Below are 23,924 nucleotides of genomic sequence, written 5' to 3' on the forward strand. Positions count from 1 at the left end.
GGTATCTTTCGTCTTGGGCGACAGGTCAGTTCGCGCTGCGCATCAGTTGATTTCAGGTTCCGGCACCGGAGCGCCATAATCAGTTCGCAGGAAGTCAAAGTCACATCCCTTGTCGGCCTGCTCCACATGCTTGGAGAACATGACCCCGTATCCCCGCTCGTACCGCGGTTTCGGCGCAGTCCATTCCGCCTTACGGGCCGCCATGTCCGCATCAGACACATCGACGTTCAGCGATCGGTTCGGGATATCCATTTCGATGATGTCCCCGGTCCGGATCAGGGCCAGCGGACCGCCCACAAAGGCCTCGGGGGCGACATGCAGCACGCATGCGCCGTAGGAGGTGCCAGACATACGCGCGTCGGACAGGCGCACCATATCCCTGTGTCCTTGCTTGAGCAGGGCCTTGGGCATCGGGATCATGCCCCATTCCGGCATGCCCGGTCCGCCCTGAGGACCTGCATTGCGCAGAACCAGAACGTGATCCGGCGTCATCGGATAGTCTTCGTCATTGATGATCTCTTTCAGCTCAGCGTAGCTGTCCGCGACAATGGCCGGTCCGCGATGCTTTTGGAATTTCGGATCCATCGCGGCGGGTTTGATCACAGCGCCATCCGGTGCGAGGTTGCCGCGCAACACCGCAAGGCTGCCTTCATGGTAAACCGGGTTGGACAGCGGTCTGATCACGTCATCGTTGAAGTTTTCCGCGTCTGCGATGTTCTCGCCCATGCTCTGGCCGTTCACCGTCATGACGCCGAGATCCAGCTTGTCGCCCAACTCCTTCATGAGGGCCGGCAAACCGCCCGCATAAAAGAAATCCTCCATCAAATAGTCACTGCCCGAGGGCCGAATATTCGCAATCACAGGAGTGGTGCGGCCAATCTCGTCCAGATGATCCAGCGTCAGCGGAACCCCTGCCCTGCGCGCCATGGCGATCAGGTGGATGATGGCATTTGTGGAACAGCCTGTCGCCATGGCCACCGTGACGGCGTTTCGGGTGCTTTCCCATGTCATGATCTTGTCCGGGGTCAGATCTTCCCAGACCATATCCACAACGCGCCGACCGCACGCCGCGGCCATCCGTTTGTGCCCGGCATCCGGCGCAGGGATCGAAGACGCACCGGGCAAGGTCAGGCCCCATCCGTCCGCAATGCTCATCATGGTTGAGGCCGTGCCCATGGTCATGCAGGTGCCATAGCTGCGCGCAATACCGCCCTGCACACCGTCCCACTGATCCTTGGTGATCTTGCCTGCGCGCCGTTCATCCCAGTATTTCCAGACGTCTGTGCCAGAGCCCAGTTTCTGACCGGCATAATTGCCGCGCAACATGGCGCCCGCCGGCATGTAGATAAACGGCAATCCCATGCTGACCGCCCCCATGACCAAGGCGGGGGTCGACTTGTCACATCCGCCCATCAGAACGACGCCATCCACCGGATGTGAACGCAGGGTTTCCTCGACTTCGAAGGCGCCCATGTTTCGATAGAGCATCGAAGTCGGTTTGAGGAACTGTTCTGAAAACGCATGTACGGGCAGCTCAACCGGCATCCCGCCAGCCTGATACACGCCTTTTTTGACGAATTCGGCCCGGTCACGCAGGTGATGATGGCAGGGCGAGAGATCGGACCATGTGTTGATGATCGCAATCACGGGCTTGCCTTCCCAGTCTGCGCCATCAAGCCCCATTTGCATCGCGCGGCTGCGGTGTCCCATTGAACGCAGATCGTCCGGTGCAAACCACCGAGCCGACCGCAGATCCTGCGGCTTTTTCATGTCTCGCCCTCCTCACGATGCATTTTGTCGTACTATCCGGCCCGCGCGTGGCGCAAGCAACCCCCAGCGCACAGGGAAATCAAATCTAGGGCTATGGCACTTGGTGGATCACGCGCATATGTTAGCGCTAAATAGCTGCCGTCGCGGCCAACTCAGGGAGAGGGAGCGAGACTATGAGCAACGCCGACATCGGATTGGTAGGACTTGGCACCATGGGGGCGATGCTTGCCCTGAACATCGCCGACAACGGGTTTCGCGTTGCCGTTCACAATCGAACGACATCCCGTATATCTGAATTCATCAAGGACGCAGGCCCGCTTGCCGAAAAATTTGTTCCGGCTGAAACCCTGCAGGACATGATCGAGGCGCTGACACCGCCGCGCAACATCATCCTCATGGTGCCGGCGGGTGCCGCCGTGGACAGCCAGATCGCCGCCCTGCGCCCCCTTTTGGATGACGGCGACATGATCATCGACGCCGGTAATGCGAATTTCCACGAAACCCAGCGACGCGCCAAGGAAGCGCAGCAAACCGGTCAGGCCTTTTTGGGAATTGGCGTTTCAGGTGGTGCCGAAGGCGCGCGCTTTGGCCCATCGATCATGGGCGGCGGTGAGAAACAAAGCTGGGATCGGGTTGCGCCGATCCTGCAGGCGATCGCGGCAGACTACGACGGTCAACCCTGCGCCACCTGGATGGGCACCGATGGCGCGGGCCATTTCGTCAAAACCGTTCACAACGGCATTGAATACGCCGACATGCAACTGATTGCCGAAACTTACGGCATCCTGCGCGACGGCGCAGGCAAGTCTGCGTCTGAATGCGCAGGTATCTTCGAGACCTGGAACAAAGGGCCTTTGCAAAGTTACCTGATCGAGATCTCTGCCAAGGTTGCCGAAGCCCAAGATCCTGAAACCGGCAAGGCGATGCTGGACGTCATTCTCGACAAGGCCGGTCAAAAGGGTACCGGGCGCTGGACTGCAATCGAGGCCCAGATGCTCGGATCGCCCGTGCCCGTGATCGAAGCAGCGGTAGCCGCCCGCAACCTGTCAGCCGCTCTGGATCAACGGAGTATGGGCGAGGAATTGTTCGGATCCCTCAGTGGCTCGCTGCCACCCGAAGCGGCGGATTCCAAACTGCTGGAGCAAGCCTTGGTCGCGGGCAAGATCCTTTGCTATGCGCAGGGCTTTGACCTGCTGGCCCGGGCCAGCGCGGAATATGACTGGTCGCTTCCCATGCCTGACGTTGCAAAGGTCTGGCGTGCGGGCTGTATCATTCGGTCTGCCATGCTCGACGATATGGCCAGCGCCTTGGAAACAGAGCCGGTTTCGCTGTTCTTTGCCGAACCCTTCCGCAGCATGATCGCAGAGACAATCCCATCGCTGCGCAGGGTGGTCGTCGAAGCGCAAAGCGCGGGGTTGCCAGTGCCCGCGATGGCCTCTGCGCTGGCCTATTTCGACACGCTGACCCGTGTGCGCGGCACGGCCAATATGATCCAAGCGCAGCGCGACTATTTTGGAGCCCACGGTTTCGAACGCGTCGATCAGGACGGCAAAGATCTGCATGGCCCCTGGCTCGATCAGCATTTGAAAGAGTAATCAAAACAATGCACCCGGCCGCACTGAGCAATCACAGCGGTCGGGGTTTTCTGCGCCATTCAAGCGTTCCAGACCACCTTGGTTACGTCTGACACATCATATCCCGCAAGCCCCTCGGCACGCTTGCGGAAACGCTCGGACCGGCAAAACTGAACAAAGGTCTGCATGGGCGTCTCGAACCATGCTTTGCGGTCCACGAGAAGATCAAAGCGCTCTTCGATCACCGGAACAAATCCCAGCCCGTAGAGCTCTGCGATGGATTGCAGCCCAAAGGTCACGTCTGCCTCGTTGCGGCAAAGCGCCTGAACTGCGTCGTCTTCGGTGCGCGCCTCAGGCACCATGTCCAGATCACCCAAAGCAAGACCCGCATCCGCCGCCAGATGCGCAAAGAGACCAGCCGTGCCGGACTCAGCCTGACGCGGCACAAACCTGAGGCCGGACAGCGCGCCCAGCCCCGTCGGTTTTTCGAGCCCGTCGCGGTAGACAATCCCGCGGCGACGGCTGGCAAAGCGGATCAACACAGCATTTTGCTCACTGGCGACACGGGCGACGGCCTCGGTGTTCCACTGACCGGACCCTTCGTCATAGATGTGCAAACCGGCTGCGATCCCTTCGGCCTGACAAAACCGCGACAACCCATCATGCGATCCGTCAAAGTAGCTGGCCAATCCGCTGCGCGATTCTCGCAACGCCCAATCCAACAAGGGATCGTGGCTGCCCAGAACGACCGCGACCCTTGGCTTTGTTGCAGTGGCCACGCCGCCCGATTGCGCGCGGGCGATCCAAGCCCGCACTTCTGTGGCTGGAAACAACAGCTTTCCCGTGGCGCGCGAACACGGCAACGCCCCGGATGCCGCTAGATCATAGACTTTGCGTTCCTTAAGCCGCAGCAAGTCAGCAAGTTCGTGAACCGTCAGGAATTCCGGCTCGGTCGTCCCTTCCATGCTCATGATCCGCCGGCCTTCGCATTGGCGAAAAACAACTGCTGCCCGTCCACCTCATAGGTCGAAATAGCGGTCTGCCCCGTTGGTGACAAAAGCCAATCCACAAAGGTCTGCGCCGCTTCGGCGTGAACCGTCGGACATTTGGCGGGATTGACCGGGATCACGCCATATTGGTTGAACAAGGCCGCGTCACCTTCTGCCAGAATGCCGTAGTCTGCCTTGCCTCCAAAGCTGATCCATGTTGCGCGGTCTGTCAGGGTATAGGCACCCATACCGATTGCCGCATTCAAGGTCGCGCCCATGCCCGATCCGGTTTCACGGTACCACGCTCCCGAGGCAGCGATCGCATCCACGCCTGCATCCTGCCACAAGGCGCTTTCCTTTTTGTGGGTGCCGGAATCGTCCCCCCGGGAGGCAAACAATTCCCCGCTTTGCGCGATGGCGCGCAACGCCGTTGATGCGTTGGACTGCCCCTTGATGCCTGCCGGATCGGCCAGAGGGCCCACGATCACAAAATCATTGTACATCAGATCACTGCGTGACGTTCCGTAGCCGTCGCGCACGAACGCAAGCTCGGCGGATTTGGCATGCACCAGCAAGACATCTCCATCGCAATTGCGGGCATTGCGAATGGCTTGGCCTGTGCCGACTGCAACAACACGGACCTTGATCCCGGTTGCCTCACTGAAAGCCGGAAGCAGATGATCATAAAGACCCGAATTTGCCGTCGACGTCGTGGACTGCACGAGAATGCTGTCAGCCGCTTGCACAGGGATCGGCACCATCAGAGCCATTACGGCAGCGCATAGAACATCAGTGGGTTTCATTCAAAAATCCGTCCTTGGTTATGCGGGTATCCGGCCAGCCAGAAAATCGCGGGCCGCAGCGCTTTTGGGCTGGTCAAAGAAGTCTTTGGACGACTGGTGTTCGGCAATGCTCCCGGCATTCAGGAACACAACATCGTCCGCCATTCTGCGGGCTTGCCCAATGTCGTGGCTGACAAGGATCACGCGCAACCCGTTTGCACATGCGCCGGCCACCACGGTCTCGATCGCCCGCGTCGCAGCCGGGTCGAGACTGGCCGTCGGCTCATCCATCAGCAAAACATTGGGCCGCGTAGCCAAAGCACGGGCCAAAGCCAGCCGCTGCTGTTCCCCACCCGACAACAGCCGTGCCGGTTGCCGCGCCTTATGTGCCAGCCCCACATGCTCGAGCACGGCCAAGGCATCTGAACGGTCCAGCCCCCGCGCCTTGAGAACAAATTCCACGTTCGCCAAAACCGAGCGGCGCAGCAAAACCGGCTTTTGAAAGATCAAGGACTGATGCCTTGTGGCCTCAGCCGCTGGCAGCCCGTTCCAGTCGATGGATCCGCAGGTCGGTTCGATCAACCCATGCAGCGCGCGCAAAAACAGGCTTTTGCCTGCGCCATTGGGGCCCATGATCACCGTGCAGCCGCCGCTGCTCAGGGTAAGATCAATGCCCTTCAACAGTGTGTTGCCCTCAACGCAAAGCCCCAGCTGGAGGACACGCAGGGGCATCATCGTCCCGCCGGCGCTGCGCGCGATCTGTCCGCTTGCGTCAAACATAGGCATGCCTCCGGGCGGTCAGGCGCAATCCATGTACGGCCGCATTCACCCCCAGCGCGATCACCATCAGCACGATCCCCAGCCCCAGCGCCAGCCCCAGATTGCCCTTGGACGTTTCCAAGGCGATGGCCGTTGTCATGACGCGCGTCAGATGATCGATATTGCCGCCCACGATCATCACCGCGCCCACTTCGGCCACGGCGCGTCCGAAACCGGCCAAGGCGACCGTCAGCAAAGTGAACCGGCCATCCCAAACCAGGGCTTGAATTGTCTGAATCGGCGTCAGTGACAACGAGCGAAACTGCTCTGCATATTCACCATGCAAATCTTCGAGAACCTGACGGGACAAAGCCGCCACAATCGGCATGATCAGGATCGTCTGTGCGATGATCATGGCGGTCGGCGTGTAGAGCAGGCCCAAGAACCCCAATGGTCCGGCGCGCGACAGATGCAAATAGACGAGCAATCCAACAACGACCGGCGGCAGCCCCATCAGGGCATTCATCACCACCAACAAAACGCCCCTGCCCCGAAACTGGCGTGTTGCCACCAAGGCGCCCAAAGGAAACCCAAGCAGGCAGGCAATCAGCGTTGCGGTCACACTGACGTAGAGAGACAGAAAAACGATGGCCAGCAGATCGCTGTCGCCGGACAAAACCAGCGCTATGGCGATCGAAAAGGCCTCTCCGATTGACTGCATAATTTCCCATTGATGGCGACAGATAGGATATTTTGCAGTTAAACGGAAAATTTCACACCGGTAAAGCCGCAATAGTGCCTATTGCGACCAAAGCCTTGGGCTGATCGTGGAACTAGTCGGCGAGGCGTTTGCCGGCCTCGTCAAAACGCATCAGGGACTGCGCGGCCCATTCCAGCGCAACGGTGTCGCCTTCTAGCGGGATCGGATGGCTGGCATCCTGCCGTACAGTGATCATCTGACCCTGCGCCAATCGCAGATGTACCAACGTCTCGGCACCGAGCGCCTCTGCATAGGCGACACTGCCTTCGACCTGCCCGGATTGGGCGATCTGCATGTGTTCGGGGCGGATGCCGATTTGGGCTGCCCCCGTCTGGCCGATCAAAGCCGGTTCAATGAAATTGGTGGGCGGCGAGCCGATAAAACCTGCCACAAAGGCTGTCTGCGGATCGGCGTACACATCAAGGGGTGCGCCGATTTGGTCCGCGACCCCGCCGTTCATCACGATCATCCGGTCCGCCAGCGTCATCGCTTCGACTTGATCGTGCGTCACATAAAGTGAGGTCACACCCAGTTCGCGCTGCAACGCCTTGATTTCCAGCCGCATTTGAACCCGCAACTTCGCGTCAAGATTGGACAGCGGTTCGTCAAACAAAAAGACCGCAGGCTTACGCACGATCGCACGCCCCATGGCAACGCGCTGGCGTTGGCCACCGGACAGCTCACGCGGCTTGCGCGCCAGATAGGGCTCCAGCTGCAGCATCTTGGCCGCCTGAGCGACGCGGGTTTCAATCTCGGACTTTGGCGTTTTGGCGATCTTGAGCCCGTAGGCCATGTTGTCAAAGACCGACATGTGCGGATAGAGCGCGTAGTTCTGAAAGACCATGGCGATGTCGCGCTCCATCGGCTCTACGTCGTTCACGGCGCGCCCATCGATCCCGACCTCGCCCGAGGTGACGGTTTCAAGACCAGCCACCATACGCAGCAAGGTGGATTTCCCGCAGCCTGAAGGGCCGACGATCACGATGAACTCACCGTCTTGGATGTCGATGTCCACACCGTGGATCACCTCGGTTTTGCCAAAGCTTTTGCGCAGGTTTTTCAGAGTTACAGTCGCCATTACTTTTCGCTTTCAACAAGGCCGCGGATAAACAGTTTTTGCATTCCGACAACCACCAGAACCGGCGGGATCATCGCCAGAATAGAGGTTGCCATAATCACCGGCCAATCAGCCGTATCATCACCCGACGGGAACATCTGTTTAATCCCCATCACAATGGTGTTCATGTCCGGATCCGTCGTAATCAGCAGCGGCCAGAGATACTGGTTCCAGCCATAGATGAACAGGATCACGAAGAGCGCCGCGATATTGGTCCGGCTCATGGGCAGAAGAATATCAAAGAAGAACCGCATCGGCCCTGCCCCATCCACACGCGCCGCCTCGGCCAACTCATCGGGCACGGTCATAAAGAACTGTCTGAACAGGAATGTCGCCGTGGCTGAGGCAATCAGCGGCAGGATCAGGCCCTGATAGCTGTTCAACATGCCAAAGTTGGCGATCACCTCATAGGTTGGCACGATCCGCACTTCGACAGGCAGCATCAAGGTCAGAAAAATCAGCCAGAAGAACAGCTTGCGGCCGGGGAACCTGAAATAGACGATCGCAAAAGCCGATAGCAGAGAGATCGCAATTTTGCCCAGTGCGATACCAAGCGCCATCACCAGAGAATTGCCCAGCATCTGGGCAACCGGTGCGTTCACACCCGCGCTCAGCGCGCGGGCATAGTTTTCAAACAGTTTATCCCCGGGCAATAGCGGCATTGGCGGCCGCGCGATTTGTTGTTGCTCCACGGTCGAAGCCACGAAAGCCAGCCAGATCGGGAAAAAGATAAAGGCCACGCCAATGATCAGGCCCAGATGTGTAAGCCACAAACCCGCGCCGCGTTTTTCAACCATGCCGTTTTGCTGTGCCATCAGTAATGTACCCTGCGTTCGACAAACTTGAATTGCACCACTGTCAGGATCGAGACCAACACCAGCAGCACCACCGACTGCGCAGCGCTCGAACCCAGATCCTGCCCGACGAACCCATCGGCAAAGACCTTGTAGACAAGGATCGTCGTAGCCTGTTGCGGGCCACCGCTTGTGATCGTGTGGATCACACCAAAGGTTTCAAAGAAGGCATAGATGATGTTGACGACCATCAGGAAGAAGGTGGTGGGCGACAACAGCGGCCAGACAATTGTGCGGAAGCGTGTCCAGAACCTTGCCCCGTCGATGGCGGCTGCTTCGATTACGGACTTTGGAATAGCCTGCAGCCCGGCAAGGAAGAACAGGAAGTTATAGCTGATCCGGCCCCACGCGCTGGCGACAACCACCAAACCCATGGCCTCACCTTCGTTCAGAACGTGGTTCCAGTCATAGCCCAGAACTCCCAGATACCACGCGACCACCCCGACACGCGTGTTGAACATGAACAGCCATAAAACGCCTGCCACGGCTGGCGCGACGGCATATGGCCATATCAAGAGCGTGCGATAGGCGCCCGAGCCCTTGATCAGACGGTCGGCCAGAACCGCGAGGTAAAGCGCGACCCCCATGGAAACCACCGTGACCAAAATGGAAAAGATCGCCGTCGTGATGAACGAGGTCCGGTAGTACGGATCGCCGGCGAGATATTCAAAGTTGCCCAGACCCACCCACTGCATCGAAAGCCCGAAGGGGTCGGGAATATAAAGCGACTGCCAGATCGCCTGCCCGGCGGGGTAGAAAAAGAATATGGCCGTGATGATGATCTGCGGCGCGACCAGCAGAATTGGCAACCATATCCCTTTGAACGTGACACGTTTTTCCATATCTCAGCCCCCCATGATCCGCTTGCGGCGAACCTTCATGGCTTCGTTCGCTTCGGCAGTCCCATCGTGGAACGAGCCGAAAACCTTGTCCCAAGGCACCTCAAGCGAGCCGTAATTACATTCGAAATAGCGGTGGTGCATCTGGTGGTGGAACGTGCCCAGCGCCAAACGGCTTTTGTCCTTAACCACCAGCGCTTCGAACCCGCAATGCGTGCTGGCCGCAGTTAGCGTCAGATATTGCAGGTGGTTGATGATGTGCAGCGGATGCGCCCCGGCCACAAAGTGCACCAGAACCGACCCCAGAAAAATAACGTGTTCAACCGGATGCATGGACAGACCGGACCATGGCCCGACGTTCACATTGCGATGGTGTACGGAATGCACCCGCTTGTAGAGCGGCGGCCAATGCAGAAAGCGGTGAATCCAATAGAAATAGAAGCTTTCCCAGATCGGGATCAGAAAGAACAGCGCGACAAACCAGATCGGGTTGCTGTCCCAACTCACCAAAGGCATCCAGCCATTGGCAAGCGCCCAGAGCATCAGCACCTCGTATGCGGTCCAGACCGTGACCCCCGAAGCGAGCGACCAGAACATGTTGTCCACGATCTGCCCACCCATCGTGAATTGTTTGGCTTTGCGCGCCAAAGGTCTTGGGTCGAATTTCAACCGCTCGCCTTGCTTGCGATAGCCATGAAACCAAAGGTGCAATCCCCCCGCCACAATAGTGAACAGGATGAGATTGCGCAGATAGATCGCCGCGATCCAGCCCACCGAAAGGGTTTGTGCAACCTCTTGGGAAGGATGGAAAAATGCCCATGTCAGAACCGCCAGCCCGACTAGGATCAGGCGTTCGCTGATCAAGAACCAGCGGCTCCAGAACCAATATGCAACCGCCCCCGCGCGAAACGGTTTGCGGAACACAGGCGAGACCTGCAGCGGTACATTCGGTGTGTGGTTCCAGCCCGGCAGACTGGGTTTTTTATCGGTCATGACAGCGGCTCCGGTCGTCTGCGCCCGGTCAAGGGCGCAGACGGATTTCAGATACGCTTAACGTGCAGCTTGCTCGAAGCGACGCAGCAGCGCGTTCCCACGCTCTACCGCCGAGTCCATTGCTTCCTGAGCAGACTTGTCGCCGGACCAGATGGCCTCCAGCTCTTCGTCGATGATGCCGCGGATCTGGTCAAAGTTGCCCAGACGCAGACCTTTGGAATTGCCGGTCGGCTCTTTCGCGGTCATCTGGATCACGGCGATGTCCGTACCCGGATTTGCATCATAGAAACCCTGGCTCTTGGTCAGGTCACCCGCTTCTGCCGTGATGGGCAGATAGCCTGTGTCCTGGTGCCATTTGGCCTGAATATCGGCCGAAGACAGGAAATCCATGAAGGCGGCAACGCCAGCGTATTCCGCATCTTCGTGGCCTTCCATGACCCAAAGCGATGCACCACCGATGATGGTGTTCTGCGGCTCGGCTGCGACAGCTGTCCAATAGGGCAGCGGATGCACCTCAAAGGCAAACTCTGCTTCGGCGTTGATACCGGCATAGCCTGCCGAGCTTTCGGTGAAGAGCGCGCATTCACCGGCACGGAAGTTCGCGCCGCCTTCGTTGCGGCGACCAGCGTAGATAAACTTGCCGTCTTTTGCCCACTCACCCATTGCCGTGAGGTGCGCAACCTGGCCCGCACCGTTGAACGCCAGCTCTGTATCCGTACCGCCAAAGCCGTTGTCTTTGGTCGCAAACGGAATGTTGTGATAGGCCGAGAAGTTCTCGAGGTGGATCCAGCTCTGCCATGCGGTTGTCATCGGGCAGTCAACACCCGCGTCTTTCAGTTGATCCAGAACGGAACCAACCGCTTCCCATGTGCTGAGGTCCGCGTCAGCTGCGACGCCGGCTTCGTTCAACTTGTCCCGGTTTACCCAAAGAACAGGTGTCGAGCTGTTGAACGGCAGCGACAGCATGTTGCCATCAGGAGAGGTGTAGTAGCCTTTGACCGAGCCGATGTACTTGGACTGATCAAAGCCCTCGCCCATCACTTCGTAGACTGGTTTGATCGCGCCTTTGGCTGCCATCATGGTGGCCGTACCAACTTCGAAGACCATCAGGACGTGCGGCTGTTCACCAGCCCGGAACGCGGCAATGCCTGCGTTCAATGTTTCAGAGTAGTTGCCCTTGTGGCTTTGGACGATTGTGTAGTCGGACTGCGACGCGTTGAAGGTATCAACCTGTTCTGCGACCAATTCACCCAACCGACCCGTGAAGGCGTGCCAGAACTGAACCTCGGTCTGTGCCAGACCGCTGTTGGCAACCATCGTGGCTGCGCTGGCAAGCAATAAAGTCTTGATGTTCATGTTTTTCTCCCATTTTCAATTTTGAGCCGCCTCGGCGGCGCGTCGGGCATCTTGCGCGCCCTTTGCTGCCCACGCCGTGTAACGGCGCGGTGACAAACCCATACTTTGAGCATTTTTTTTTGAAAGCAAGCCTCGGTCAGCGCCAGGACACCGTCCGGTCCGCCGATACCACGCGGAATTAAATGATAGTTATATAAATATCAGATATTTAAGATCTGCGACGCAAGCCTACTAAAAATTTAAGAATAGGTCACAAGGCCCCTTGTCCCACCTGCTTTCCATCGACGAATTCCAGTTTATCCCATTCAAAACGAACACCGATTCCCGGCTCGGCGGGGGCGACGGCCAAGTGATCCTGCACCACCAACGGCCGGGCCGTGTAGCGATCAATCGGAAAACTATGCACTTCGAGCCAGCCAGCATGCGGTTGCGCGGCCATAAGCGAGACGTGCAGCTCCTGCATCCCGTGACTGCACACAGGAATCCCGTGTTCTTTTGCGAGCGCGGCCACCCGCAGCCAGCCGGTTATGCCGCCACAGTTCGAAGCATCCGGCTGGATGTAGGACAGTCGCGACTCTGCCAGCGCCATCTCGAATTCATGAATAGTGTGAAGGTTTTCCCCCATGGCCAGCGGCATTCCCGTTGCCTCTGCGATCCGGCCGTAGCCCTTGTAGTTATCCGGAATGATCGGCTCTTCGAACCAAGTGATGTCATACTTTTCGAATCCGCGCACGGCGGCAATCGCCTGCTCTTCTGAAAAGCCGTAGTTCGCGTCCACCATGAAAGTCGCATCAGGCCCCAGCAGGTTGCGGACAGCCGCGATCCGCTCAATGTCATCGGCCAGATCAGGCTGACCGATCTTGATTTTGACCGCATTGAAACCAGCGTCCAGATAGCCGCGCGTCTGATCCAGCAGCTTTGGCAGCGTAAAGTTCAGATCGATTCCGCCCGCATAAGCGCGGCACCGGTCTGACGCGCCGCCTGCCATGGCACAGAGGGACTGCCCTGTGGCAAGACCGCGCAAATCCCAAAGGGCAATATCAACCGCAGAAATGGCAAAGGATGCGATCCCGCCCCGGGCGACATAGTGCACGTGCCACTGCATTGCATCATACAGGTCTTCGACATCATCCGGGTCTTTGCCCGTCAGGAATGGAGCAAGGTCATGCTCGATCATTGCCGCGATGGCATGGCCGCCCTTGCCGCCGGTGTAGGTATAGCCTGTGCCCTGCAAACCGTCGTCCCGCGTGATCGTAACCGTGATCAGTTCGAAATGCGTATGATCCCCATGTTTTGCGTCGCTCAGGACCTCATCCAAAGGGATTTCAAAACGGCGGGCGCGAACATCTGTGATCAGGGGCATCTTTGTCTCCGGGCTATTTCGAAACACAACTCCGCGCAAACAACCCGATGTCAAGGTGTTGGTGTTTTTCAAAGATGATGGAAATCTATCATTTTGCATTTCAGCGATGACGTGCAATGAGAGCAAATGTTGTCAGTATCTGGCTGAATTCTACAAAGACTGTATCAAATCCGAAAAAACGAAAAATACTGACCGGTGAGGAAACCAAAATGCTGAACGTAGGACTTCTGGGCGCAGGCCGTATTGCGCTGGTGCATGCCAAGGCGATCGCGACAGACCCAAATAGCAAACTGGTTGCCGTTTCAGACTTTGTTCCCGAGGCCGCTCAGAATCTGGCGGATGCGCATGGCTGCGCCGTAGGAACCAATGAAACCATCATCGCCGATCCAAACATCGATGCCATTCTGATCGCCACCCCCACCGACACGCATTCCGATTTGATCGAAGCCGCCACCGCAGCAGGAAAGGCCGTGCTGTGCGAAAAACCCGTGGACCTGAGTCTCGAACGCGCGCGGGCCTGTCTGGCCAAAGCCTCAACGCATGGCAAACCGATCATGGTGGGCTTTAACCGCCGGTTCGACCCGAATTTCGCGGCACTCAAGGCAGCCATGGATGCAGGCGAGATCGGCAAGCCTGAATTGATGTCGATTACATCGTTCGATCCCGCGCCCCCGCCCCTGTCCTATGTGCGGGTGTCTGGCGGGCTGTTCCGCGACATGATGATCCATGATTTTGACATGGCCAACTTTCTGATGGGCACGCTGCCAAAGACTATCAACGCGGTTGGCAGCTCGCTGGTTGATCCTGAAATCGGCAACGCGGGCGACGTTGACACGGCTGCGGTCACTCTGACCTATGCGGACGGGCGCATTGCCGTCATCAAGAACTCGCGCCGTGCCAGCTTTGGCTATGATCAGCGGGTTGAAGTTCTGGGATCCGAAGGGATGCTCCAAGCACAAAACATGCTGGAAAACACGGTCGTCAAATCCACCGCGGACGGGGTTGTCGGGGCCAAACCGGTTCACTTTTTCCTCGAACGCTACATGTCGGCCTATCGCTCAGAGTGGGCCGCTTTCGTGGCGGCTGTGACGCAGGGCGCGCCTGTTCCGGTTGATCTTCAGGACGGCGTGGATGCGCTGGCCATGGCCGAAGCGGCAACTCTATCTGCGCAAAATGGCGCACCCGTAGACCTGTAAAACCCAACCAAAACTGCAAAACCAAGGGAGCCTCGGAATGAACGTTCGAGTTGGCATTTCACCTATCGCCTGGCAGAACGATGATCTGCCCGACATCACCGCTGGCTTCACCATGGAGCAAGCTCTGAAAGAAGCCCGCGAGATTGGCTATACCGGGGTGGAGCGTGGCCAGCGCATGCCTCAGGACACCGAAGGTCTGCGCGCCTATCTCGAAGCAGAGGATATCGTTCTCTGCGGCGGCTGGTGTTCAGGGAACCTGTTGGTCAACGATCTTGAGACCGAAAAAGCCGCCGTCTCCCAGCAGGTCGAACAGTTCATCGCACTGGGCGCGCCCTGCATCGTCTACGCGGAATGTTCAAACACCGTACAAGGCCAGATGAAAACACCCGTAAACGCGCGCCCGCAGCTTAGCCGGGACGAGGTCATGGCCTATGGCGCCCGCCTGACGGAACTGGCCGAATGGATGGCGGATCAAGGCATGCCTTTGGCCTATCACCACCACATGGGTTCCATCATCGAGAGCGAAGCGGATGTGGATGCCTTGATGGAAGGGTCTGGCGATGCCGTCGGTCTATGCTTTGATACTGGCCATCTTCTGTTTGGTGGCGGCGATGTCATGGCGACGCTTGATCGCTGGTCAGAGCGGGTCAAGCATGTGCATTTCAAGGACATCCGTCCCGAGATCGTCAAAGATGTCCGCGCCAATGACCGCAGTTTTCTGGACGCGGTCATCGCGGGGGCCTTTACGGTTCCCGGCGACGGTTGCATCGACTTTCAGGCCGTTGCCAACGCTTTGAAAGGCATGGATTATTCCGGCTGGATCGTCGTAGAGGCCGAACAGGATCCGGCCAAGGCACCGCCCTATGAGTATTCAGAGATGGGCTACAAGCACATCCTCGATGTCTGCGCGGCCGCCGGTCTGAAGGTCGTCAGCTGATTTGCAACACGGGTCGCTGCCTCGTTTGGCTGCGACCCGCCCGCCCGTTTCAGGCCAGCAGCGCGCTGCTTGGCTGAATGCGGCCCGTTACGATCCCGCGCCAGTTTTTGACCTCTGGGGTCATGAAGCGTTTCACGTCGGGATGCGCAGCGTCCAACACACCTAGACGCACCAGAATGGCTGCGATCGCACATTCTGCGGCCCGGGTTGCACCGTCGGAAATCTTTAGTGCGACGCCCAGACCGCGCTTGGGCAGGATCGCCACGAAATACCCTTCCGCCCCTGTCTTGAGCGCAACCGGCTCTGACGCGGCCCGCATCAACAAGGTGCAGGCCCGGCCACTGCCCGCCACCATCTGAGGAAAGGCATACATCGCCGCGGCCAGCGTCGCCGCGGCGTTGCTTTGCGTATCGCTGCGTTCATGCGCCGTCGCGAAATACGCCATGGCGCGCGCCATACCATGCATGCTGGTTGCAAAATTCGGAGCAGAGCATCCATCAATCCCGAAGCCAGGGCTGGTTTCCTGAGTGATCTCTTCAAAGGCGTCCTTGCAGGCCAACTGGACCGGGTGATCGGGATCGACATATTCGGGCCCCGCGCCCAGATGTTGCGCAAGGGTCAAAAAGCCTGCGTGTTTGCCCGAACAGTTGTTGTGCAACTGGCATGGGGCCTGGTCATCGCGGATCATCTGCAGCTTCAAATCCTTGTCGCGCGACGGCTGAGGGCCGCAGCGCAAATCGGTTTCCTGCAAACCCAGCTCTCCCAACCAAGCCGAGACTGCACTCACATGTTCGGGCGCGCCCTGATGCGAGGCACAGGCCAGCGCAAGCCGGCGCTCATCCAGACCACGTGCCGCCGCTGCGCCAGAGGTGATCAAAGGCAAGGCCTGAACCATTTTGGATGAACTGCGCGGCAGGACGATTTCCTTGGGATTTCCCCAAGAATCAACGATTTGACCGGTGCCGTCGCAGACAACAGCATGGCCGCTGTGAAGGCTCTCGGCCAGGGGGCCGCGCCAGACTTCGACCAATGGTTCAGCAGTCTTGTTCGAAACATGGGACATCTTGCACCTCACTTCTGAGCGAATATCTGCCAACAGGGCTTTAATTGCAGCGTTTTTTCAGGCTATTGTCGCCGCGTCGAGACTAAATGGCTTGTGCCAAAGCGAAAAGCGACAAGAAAATCGAGGCACGGGCAGTGACTTTGAGGCAAGGACAGCTGGAGGCTGCAAGTATGATTTCAGGTCTGGGGCGGATCGTGGGCGCTGGCGCGCTCGCACTCGTGATGGCGGCGGGCGCAAGCCACGCACAGGAAGCCAGCACCAACCGCGTGGATGCCATGACGGATTGGTCTGTGTTCGAAGGGGATAACCCCAAGGAATGCTGGGCCGTCAGCACTTTCAAGGAAAGCGTTAACACCAAGGATGGCCGAGTGGTGGCCGTGACCCGCGGTGAGATACTGTTGATGGTGTTCTACCGTCCGGGTGCGAACGTTAAGGGACAGGTTGCCTTTACCGGTGGTTATCCGTTCGCGGGCGGATCGACCGTGAACGTCAACATCGGCGGCACGCAGTTCGAACTCTACACCGAAGGTGAGTGGGCTTGGCCCGCAACTCCGCAGGATGACACCAAGCTGATCACCGCAATGAAGCGCGGTGCAAATGCTGTTCTGACCGCCCGCTCATCGCGCGGAACCACCACCAAAGATACGTTCTCTTTGCTGGGTTTCACGGCCGCGGTCGAGGATGCGGAAAAGCGCTGTTCGTAACAATCGCTACAGTTTGCTGATGAAAAGGGCCGGTCTTGATCGGCCCTTTGGTTTTTGAGCCGAATCCTGTAATGGCAGGCTTTCGGATGACACTGAGGATGCAGGGCCATGGCTGAACAGTCTGGACAAAACGCGCAAGCACCAATCACGCAAGACGTGATGACAATCCCGCGCAAGCTGCCGGAAGGCGGCAAGGTCAACCTGATCGGTTTGACCCGCGACGGTCTGCGTGCGGCCCTCATCGAAGCCGGAACACCCGAAAAACAGGCCAAGATGCGCACCGGGCAGATCTGGCAGTGGCTGTATCACTGGGGTGTCCGCGATTTTGGCTCGATGACCAATTTGTCCAAGGATTACCGGGCGCAACTGGCTGAACGTTTTGAAATCGCAATTCCCGAAGTCGTGTCCAAGCAGGTCAGCGCCGATGGCACGCGCAAGTATCTGGTGCGGATCGCGGGCGGTCACGAAGTCGAAGTGGTCTATATTCCCGAAACCGATCGCGGAACGCTTTGCATTTCCAGTCAGGTCGGCTGCACCCTGACCTGCTCATTCTGCCACACGGGCACGCAAAAACTGGTCCGCAATCTGACGGCGGCCGAGATCATTGGTCAGGTCATGATGGCCCGGGATGATCTGGACGAATGGCCGGAACCCGGCGTTGGTACCGGGGATGCCGGACCGCGCCTTTTGTCGAACATCGTGCTGATGGGCATGGGCGAGCCGCTCTACAATTTCGAAAATGTCCGCGACGCGATGAAGATTGCCATGGACGGCGAAGGCATTGCCCTGTCACGCCGCCGGATCACTCTGTCGACCTCGGGTGTCGTTCCCGAAATCGCCAAAACCGCCGAAGAGATTGGCTGCCTTTTGGCCGTGTCCTTTCACGCCACCACCGACGAGGTGCGCGACCGATTGGTTCCGATCAACAAGCGCTGGAACATCGAGGCGCTGCTGGATGCCCTGCGTGAATATCCCAAGGTCTCCAACTCTGAGCGGATCACCTTTGAGTACGTGATGCTGAAAGACGTGAATGACAGCGACGAAGACGCGCGGCGGCTGGTTCGATTGATCAGCGGCATCCCCGCCAAGATCAATCTGATCCCGTTCAACGAATGGCCCGGCGCGCCTTACCAGCGTTCGGACTGGGCCCGGATCGAGAGCTTTGCCGACATCATCTACAAGGCGGGCTACGCTTCCCCCATCCGTACCCCGCGCGGCGAAGACATCATGGCCGCATGCGGTCAGCTGAAGTCCGCGACCGAACGGGCACGCAAATCGCGCAAACAGATCGAGGCCGAAGTCCAACAGGGCTGAAACTCTTTACTTTTCAGACAGATGATGGCCGCCCCTGCATTCGGGCGGCCTTTTTCGTTGTCGGGCCGCGTCAGCATTGCTTGACATTTCCGACTATTTTTATCAGTTATTGACATCTGAACGAAGAATGACCGATGAAACACGAACCTTTTGCCCCAAAGCGCTTGACCGATTTGAAACCGGTCGAAGCCCGTTTGATCACCTTGCTGCGGCATGTGAATGCACACCGTGCTCCGCAGCGGGCCATTTGGTCAGATCTGCGCAGGGACATGACTTTCAAACGGGCCCGGTCCTGCTGGATGGCCGCAAGCAACATGCTGGACCTTCTGAATAGCCACGGCTGGCAACCGGCACCCCTTTCGGCACCGCGCTGCAAACTGCTGTCTCAGCACGAACAGACGCTGGTCCTTTTCGTCCTGTCCGCGACCGAACAACGCCGCGAAGAAGCCATGGAACAGGCCCTGTTCCTAATCCAGCCGCACAAGATGCCGGAACTGGTCAAACAGGCCGAACGTCTCGGAATGCCGCTGCTCTGTGCTGACTGCAAACGCAGGATTCTCGGTGATCGGACCTTGACCTTCCAGTGACAGGAACCCTTATGTTTGGCGAAAGCTTGCCAACCAAAGGTCCGACAATGGCCACTGCCACTTTGCGTTTTGAAGTCACAAATCTAAGCTGTGCGGGCTGCGCCGGACGGGCCGAGCGTGCGCTGGCTTCAGTTGCAGGCGTTGAACAGGCTGGCGTCAATCTGGCCAATCGCATGGCAACCGTCGCAGGTGATGCGGGCTTCTCAGAGCTGAACCAAGCCCTGCAAGACGCAGGATATCCGGCCCGAACCGAGGTGCGCACGCTCCAAATCAGGGGCATGCACTGTGCTTCTTGCACCCAAAGGATTGAGGCCGGGTTGATGGCCCTGCGCGGCGTGACGAAGGCACAAGTCAATTTGGCTTCCGAACAGGCCCGGGTCACGACCGTGCCGGGATTGGTCGAGCAAGAAGACCTGACTTCAACGATCAAGGCACTGGGGTTTGACGCCGAGCCGCTGGACTGCGACGATGTGGTCCCGCCCGATGCCTCTGAACAAGCGCAGCTGCGCCGGGATCTATGGATTGCGGGCATTCTGACCCTTCCGGTGTTTCTGGTCGAAATGGGCGGGCATCTTGTTCCACCGTTTCACCATTGGATCCATGGGACGATCGGCCAGCAAACCAGCTGGCTGCTTCAGTTCATTTTGATCACGGCGGTTTTGGCGATACCGGGACGGCGGTTTTACCGCATCGGCCTGCCGCTCTTGGCCAAGGGCACACCGGACATGAATTCGCTGGTCGCCTTGGGCACCTTGGCGGCCTGGGGATATTCCACACTCGCGCTATTTGCGCCTCAAGCGCTGCCCCAAGGCACGCGCGCCATCTATTTTGAAGCCGCGGGCGTCATTGTCACGCTGATCTTGCTGGGCCGGTTTCTAGAAGCACGGGCCAAAGGCCGTACAAGGGCTGCGATCCGGCAACTTGTGGGACTTCGCCCCGATACGGCGCAGGTCGAACGGGATGGTCAAATCGTCGACATTCCCGTGGATCAGATTGTGTTGGGGGATGTGCTGTCCCTGAAAGCGGGCGAACGCGTGGCAGTGGATGGGGCCGTGCTGACCGGGCGGTCATTCGTGGACGAAAGCATGATCACGGGCGAGCCTGTACCAAACGAAAAATCCGAAGGGTCGATGCTGGTCGCCGGTACCGTCAACGGCAACGGCGCGTTGCGGTATCGCGCCACGGCGGTGGGGCATGACACCGTGCTGGCCCGGATCATTGCGATGGTTCAGGAGGCACAGGGGGCCAAACTGCCGATTCAGGCGCTGGCAGATCGGGTGGTGCGTTGGTTCGTACCAATCGTCATGGCACTTGCGGCGCTGACCGTTGCGATCTGGCTGACCTTTGGGCCCGGACTGACCTTTGCGCTGGTGGCCGGTGTGTCCGTTCTGATCATCGCCTGCCCCTGCGCCATGGGGCTGGCAACGCCGACCTCGATCATGGTGGGGACCGGCCGTGCGGCAGAACTGGGCGTGCTGTTCCGCAAAGGGGATACGCTTCAACGGCTGGATACCGTTAAGGCAATCGCCTTTGACAAGACAGGCACCCTGACGCGGGGCCGTCCGGAACTTGCGGACCAATGGGCTGCGCCCGGGTTTGAAGCTTCCGATGTGCTCAGGCTGGCAGCCAGCGCCGAGACAGGCAGCGACCATCCGATCGCCCAAGCATTGATCCAAGCCGCAACAGACAGCGAAACGCCCCAAAGCGTCGAGGCGATACCGGGCTTTGGATTGCGTGCAATTGTTGATGGGCAGACCGTCTTGGTCGGTGCAGAACGCCTGATGAACCGAGAGGACATCAGCCTTGCGCCCCTTGAAAAAGCGTTGGCCTCGATGGCGGCCAAAGGGCAGACGCCCGTTCTGGTAGCTGTCGATGGCCGGATTGCTGGCGCATTCGCGGTCGCCGACCAAGTCAAACCCGAAGCGGCCCGTGCTTTGGCTGTCCTGCGCGAGCGGGGCATTTCGCTGGCCATGATAACCGGCGACACGGCTTCGGTTGCGCGCAATGTGGCTGCGGATCTGGGCATCGATCATGTGCAGGCCGAAGTTCTGCCAGAGGGCAAACGAGACGCCGTAAGACAATTGCAAATCGAACTGGGCGCAGTCGCCTTTGTTGGCGATGGGATCAACGATGCACCAGCGCTGGCCGAAGCCGACGTGGGCATTGCAATCGGAACCGGCACGGATGTGGCCATCGAAAGCGCCGACGTCGTGTTGATATCCGGCGATCTGGCTGGCGCTGTGACCGCCCTTGATGTGTCCAGGCGCGTCATGCGGAACATTCGGCAAAACCTGTTCTGGGCCTTTGCCTACAACGCAGCTTTGATTCCGGTGGCTGCTGGCATTCTGTATCCAGCCATTGGCATGCTGCTTTCACCGATGCTGGCCGCCGGGGCCATGGCGCTTTCGTCGGTCTTTGTGCTCAGCAATGCGCTGCGACTGCGCCGCATGGCCCCTGCCCTTGCCCACAATCCCGACGCGCAACGCAGAACATTGCAGCAGGAAGCACACGCATGAATATCTCTGAGGTAGGAAAACAGGCAGGCCTGCCCGCCAAGACCATTCGCTATTACGAAGAAATCGGTCTGGTCAGCCCCCGCCGGGATACCAACGGGTATCGGGTGTTTCAGGACAGCGACCTGCATAAACTGGCCTTTGTGGCCCGGGCCCGCGCCTTGGGGTTTTCCATCGAAGACTGCCGCCTTCTTATGGCGCTCTACGAAGACGACAGCCGCGCCAGCTCAGACGTCAAGAAGCTGGCGCAGGATCATCTGCGCCAAATCGACGAAAAGATTGCTGCGTTGCAGGGGATGCGCGACACCTTGGGGGATCTGGTGACGGCCTGCCATGGCGATGCGCGGCCCGATTGTCCGATCCTCAAGGATCTGGCCCGATCCAGCTAGGGCCGCCGGTCGATCAGGACGGGTACTTGTCCTGAAGGGCCTTGACCTGTTCCGCCGTCAATATCCGCGGATCCATACCCCGGGTCATCAGTGCCAGCTTTGCGGTTTCTTCCAGCTCTTCCATGGCGAAACTGGCGGCCCAGATATCCTTGCCCGCCACAACCGGCCCGTGATTGGCCAGCAGAACGGCAGTGCGTTTGCCGGCAAGCCCCCTGACGGCCTCGCCCATTTCAGGGTCGCCGGGCAGGAACACCGGCAGCAACTTGACCTTGCCCAGCATCATGACAGCGTAAGGTGTCAGCGGTGGCAACACATCATCGGGATCGATTTCAGGCAGCATGGACAACGCTGTTGAATGCGATGAATGCAGATGCACAACGGCCCCTGTGCCGCTGCGCGTTTCATAAAATGCGCTGTGCAGCGGGGTTTCCTTGGTCGGCTTATCGCCGCCCAGATGGGTCATGTCGGGTGCCAGCAGGCTGATGCGGGCCGGATCCAGGAACCCAAAGGAACTGCCGGTCGGCGTCATGAGAAGGTTCCCATCGGGCAACCGAACCGAGATATTGCCGGACGATCCGCGCGTCAGACCGCGGTCAAACATCGACTTGGCGATGCGGCAGATATCTTCGCGTGCTTTGCTCTCGATGCTCATGCACCCTCCATCTGCCGCAAGGCCTGCTCGAAAAAGTCTGGTCCGCCAAAATTGCCCGACTTCAAAGCCAGCGCCAGTTCACGGCCTTCAGCGCGCACCAGCGGGACCCCGGCGGCAATGCGTGGGCCTATGGCCAGTCTGGTCGCACCAAGCCCTGAAACCACGGCACCCGAAGTCTCACCTCCGGCCACAACGATACGCTGGACACCCCGGTCTGCCAGATGCGCGGCCAGATCCGAAAACAGTGTTTCAATTCGTCCGGCCACGGCCTCACGTCCAAACTGGTCCTGCGCAGCACGCACCACTACGGGGTCGGCCGAACTGTAGATCATCGGAACGCCGGGCTGCGACAGGGCCCATTCCGCCAGCGTTTCCACCGTGGCGGCACCGGACATGACCGTCTCGGCAGTGACTTCGCGCGACGCGGCCTTGGCGGCGTAGGTTTCGACCTGACCACGGGTTGCGCGGCTGCACGAGCCTGACAGCACGATACCCGCCCCGGTCACGGGCGCCCAGTTTGGTGTCGCGGGTTTAGCGCCAAAATTGGCCGGCAGACCCAAGGCTATGCCGGAGCCGCCACAGAGCAGGCGCGCCCCCGCGGCTGCGGCACCGATGGTCCAAAGATCATCATCCTGAATGGCGTCGACGATCACATGACCCTTTTCCGGCATCGCATCACGGATCGCCTGCGCGCCTGCCGCCACCACTCGGGCCGAAACATGACCGACTGGCTGGTCGGACTGAAGCGCCAACCAGCGCCGCAAATCCGCATCGGTCATTGGCGTCAGAGGGTGATCCTGCATGCCGCATTCGTTCAGCAAAGTTTCCCCGACGAAAAGGTGCCCCATATAGACCGACCGGCCGTTTTCCGGAAACGCCGGACAGGTGATGACCGTTTCGGCCCCCAGTTTTTCGGCCAGCGCATCAAGAACAGGGCCGATGTTGCCCTCGGGCGTGGAATCAAAGGTTGAGCAAACTTTGAAAATGATCTGCTCCGCACCCTGCGCACGCAACCAATCGCAGGCGGCCAGCGATTGCGAAACCGCTTCGGCCACTGGCGCGGTGCGGGATTTCAACGCCACCACCCCGGCCCCCAGATCGGGATCTGCAGGACCTTCGGGCACACCGATATATTGCGCGGTGCTCATACCGGCCTCGGCCAATGTCAGTGCGATGTCGGATGCACCGGTAAAATCATCTGCGACTACGCCAATTTTCACGCCATGATCCTTTCCGTGGGCTGTCCGTCTTGGGCCATAGGGCATAGCCAAAGGTCTCTTGTCCAGTGGCAGGGCACAGCGACCCGCGGGTTGATGCGGCATCACGTCCCGGCGTATTTCGACAATTTTCCACGATTCAAGCCCCCATCGCTGTGGACGTTCGGTGCCCTGTCGGCTATTGCCTGCGCATCAA

At 59.0% G+C, this 23,924-nt stretch carries 22 protein-coding genes; 8 read left to right on the plus strand and 14 right to left on the minus strand.

Annotated elements, in window-relative coordinates; genetic code table 11:
* Positions 1-42 precede the first annotated feature (42 nt).
* A complete protein-coding gene (gene araD / locus PFY00_RS08780; protein ID WP_271432156.1) occupies positions 43-1,770 on the minus strand; it encodes an L-arabinonate dehydratase in 1,728 nt (575 codons plus the stop codon).
* Positions 1,771-1,943: 173 nt separating this feature from the next.
* Between araD and gndA the strand changes: the two genes are divergently transcribed.
* The gene (gene gndA / locus PFY00_RS08785) at positions 1,944-3,365 is read left to right on the plus strand and encodes an NADP-dependent phosphogluconate dehydrogenase (protein WP_271432157.1); all 1,422 of its coding nucleotides are present in this window, start codon (positions 1,944-1,946) and stop codon (positions 3,363-3,365) included.
* A 59-nt stretch (positions 3,366-3,424) separates the two neighbouring features.
* Here gndA and PFY00_RS08790 read toward each other — a convergent pair whose 3' ends face one another.
* From PFY00_RS08790 to PFY00_RS08835, 10 genes are all read right to left on the minus strand, one after another.
* Positions 3,425-4,315 (minus strand): helix-turn-helix transcriptional regulator, encoded by an 891-nt coding sequence (locus tag PFY00_RS08790; protein ID WP_271432158.1) that lies wholly within the window; start codon positions 4,313-4,315, stop codon positions 3,425-3,427.
* A complete protein-coding gene (locus tag PFY00_RS08795; protein ID WP_408648450.1) occupies positions 4,312-5,136 on the minus strand; it encodes a substrate-binding domain-containing protein in 825 nt (274 codons plus the stop codon). Before PFY00_RS08795 ends, PFY00_RS08790 begins: the two co-directional genes overlap by 4 nt.
* Positions 5,137-5,154: 18 nt before the next feature.
* The gene (locus PFY00_RS08800) at positions 5,155-5,895 is read right to left on the minus strand and encodes an ABC transporter ATP-binding protein (protein WP_271432159.1); all 741 of its coding nucleotides are present in this window, start codon (positions 5,893-5,895) and stop codon (positions 5,155-5,157) included.
* Positions 5,888-6,595 (minus strand): ABC transporter permease, encoded by a 708-nt coding sequence (locus PFY00_RS08805; RefSeq protein WP_271432160.1) that lies wholly within the window; start codon positions 6,593-6,595, stop codon positions 5,888-5,890. Before PFY00_RS08805 ends, PFY00_RS08800 begins: the two co-directional genes overlap by 8 nt.
* Before the next feature lie 112 nt (positions 6,596-6,707).
* The gene (gene ugpC / locus PFY00_RS08810) at positions 6,708-7,712 is read right to left on the minus strand and encodes a sn-glycerol-3-phosphate ABC transporter ATP-binding protein UgpC (protein WP_271432161.1); all 1,005 of its coding nucleotides are present in this window, start codon (positions 7,710-7,712) and stop codon (positions 6,708-6,710) included.
* Positions 7,712-8,548 (minus strand): sn-glycerol-3-phosphate ABC transporter permease UgpE, encoded by an 837-nt coding sequence (gene ugpE, locus PFY00_RS08815; protein ID WP_271432230.1) that lies wholly within the window; start codon positions 8,546-8,548, stop codon positions 7,712-7,714. Before ugpE ends, ugpC begins: the two co-directional genes overlap by 1 nt.
* 17 nt (positions 8,549-8,565) lie before the next feature.
* On the minus strand, positions 8,566-9,447 hold the full coding sequence (gene ugpA / locus PFY00_RS08820; RefSeq protein WP_271432162.1) for a sn-glycerol-3-phosphate ABC transporter permease UgpA: 882 nt from the start codon (positions 9,445-9,447) through the stop codon (positions 8,566-8,568).
* A 3-nt stretch (positions 9,448-9,450) separates the two neighbouring features.
* Positions 9,451-10,437 carry a sterol desaturase family protein gene (locus PFY00_RS08825; RefSeq protein ID WP_271432163.1) on the minus strand — a complete coding sequence of 329 codons (987 nt, stop codon included), beginning with the start codon at positions 10,435-10,437 and terminating at the stop codon, positions 9,451-9,453.
* Between the two features lie 57 nt (positions 10,438-10,494).
* Positions 10,495-11,793 carry a sn-glycerol-3-phosphate ABC transporter substrate-binding protein UgpB gene (gene ugpB, locus PFY00_RS08830; RefSeq protein ID WP_271432164.1) on the minus strand — a complete coding sequence of 433 codons (1,299 nt, stop codon included), beginning with the start codon at positions 11,791-11,793 and terminating at the stop codon, positions 10,495-10,497.
* A gap of 250 nt (positions 11,794-12,043) precedes the next feature.
* Positions 12,044-13,156 carry a mandelate racemase/muconate lactonizing enzyme family protein gene (locus tag PFY00_RS08835; RefSeq protein ID WP_271432165.1) on the minus strand — a complete coding sequence of 371 codons (1,113 nt, stop codon included), beginning with the start codon at positions 13,154-13,156 and terminating at the stop codon, positions 12,044-12,046.
* Between the two features lie 209 nt (positions 13,157-13,365).
* Here PFY00_RS08835 and iolG point away from each other — a divergent pair, with 209 nt between their 5' ends.
* A complete protein-coding gene (gene iolG, locus PFY00_RS08840) occupies positions 13,366-14,352 on the plus strand; it encodes an inositol 2-dehydrogenase (protein ID WP_271432166.1) in 987 nt (328 codons plus the stop codon).
* A gap of 37 nt (positions 14,353-14,389) precedes the next feature.
* On the plus strand, positions 14,390-15,289 hold the full coding sequence (gene iolE / locus PFY00_RS08845; RefSeq protein ID WP_271432167.1) for a myo-inosose-2 dehydratase: 900 nt from the start codon (positions 14,390-14,392) through the stop codon (positions 15,287-15,289).
* A gap of 49 nt (positions 15,290-15,338) precedes the next feature.
* Here iolE and PFY00_RS08850 read toward each other — a convergent pair whose 3' ends face one another.
* Complete coding sequence (locus PFY00_RS08850) at positions 15,339-16,352, minus strand: asparaginase (RefSeq protein WP_271432168.1); 1,014 nt, start codon at positions 16,350-16,352, stop codon at positions 15,339-15,341.
* A gap of 221 nt (positions 16,353-16,573) precedes the next feature.
* Here PFY00_RS08850 and PFY00_RS08855 point away from each other — a divergent pair, with 221 nt between their 5' ends.
* The 5 genes from PFY00_RS08855 to cueR all read left to right on the plus strand — a co-directional run bounded on the left by PFY00_RS08855 (position 16,574) and on the right by cueR (position 21,859).
* On the plus strand, positions 16,574-17,056 hold the full coding sequence (locus PFY00_RS08855; protein WP_408648453.1) for an invasion associated locus B family protein: 483 nt from the start codon (positions 16,574-16,576) through the stop codon (positions 17,054-17,056).
* 108 nt (positions 17,057-17,164) lie between these two features.
* The gene (gene rlmN, locus PFY00_RS08860; RefSeq protein WP_271432169.1) at positions 17,165-18,370 is read left to right on the plus strand and encodes a 23S rRNA (adenine(2503)-C(2))-methyltransferase RlmN; all 1,206 of its coding nucleotides are present in this window, start codon (positions 17,165-17,167) and stop codon (positions 18,368-18,370) included.
* A 134-nt stretch (positions 18,371-18,504) separates the two neighbouring features.
* Entirely contained in the window at positions 18,505-18,957 is a 453-nt protein-coding gene (locus PFY00_RS08865) for a hypothetical protein (protein ID WP_271432170.1), read from the plus strand.
* 47 nt (positions 18,958-19,004) lie between these two features.
* Complete coding sequence (locus PFY00_RS08870; protein WP_271432171.1) at positions 19,005-21,473, plus strand: heavy metal translocating P-type ATPase; 2,469 nt, start codon at positions 19,005-19,007, stop codon at positions 21,471-21,473.
* Positions 21,470-21,859: a Cu(I)-responsive transcriptional regulator gene (gene cueR, locus PFY00_RS08875; protein ID WP_271432172.1), complete on the plus strand. Its 390-nt coding sequence runs from the start codon at positions 21,470-21,472 to the stop codon at positions 21,857-21,859. The genes PFY00_RS08870 and cueR overlap by 4 nt, the downstream gene beginning before the upstream one ends.
* A gap of 13 nt (positions 21,860-21,872) precedes the next feature.
* On the opposite strand, the gene otnC is transcribed toward cueR, so the two are convergent.
* Entirely contained in the window at positions 21,873-22,511 is a 639-nt protein-coding gene (otnC, locus tag PFY00_RS08880; RefSeq protein WP_271432173.1) for a 3-oxo-tetronate 4-phosphate decarboxylase, read from the minus strand.
* Positions 22,508-23,731, minus strand: coding sequence for a 3-oxo-tetronate kinase (gene otnK, locus PFY00_RS08885; protein WP_271432174.1), 1,224 nt, complete (start codon positions 23,729-23,731; stop codon positions 22,508-22,510). Before otnK ends, otnC begins: the two co-directional genes overlap by 4 nt.
* Positions 23,732-23,924: the final 193 nt, after the last annotated feature.

It is taken from the genome of Thalassococcus lentus, from assembly GCF_028023555.1.
Taxonomy (GTDB): domain Bacteria; phylum Pseudomonadota; class Alphaproteobacteria; order Rhodobacterales; family Rhodobacteraceae; genus Thalassococcus_A; species Thalassococcus_A lentus.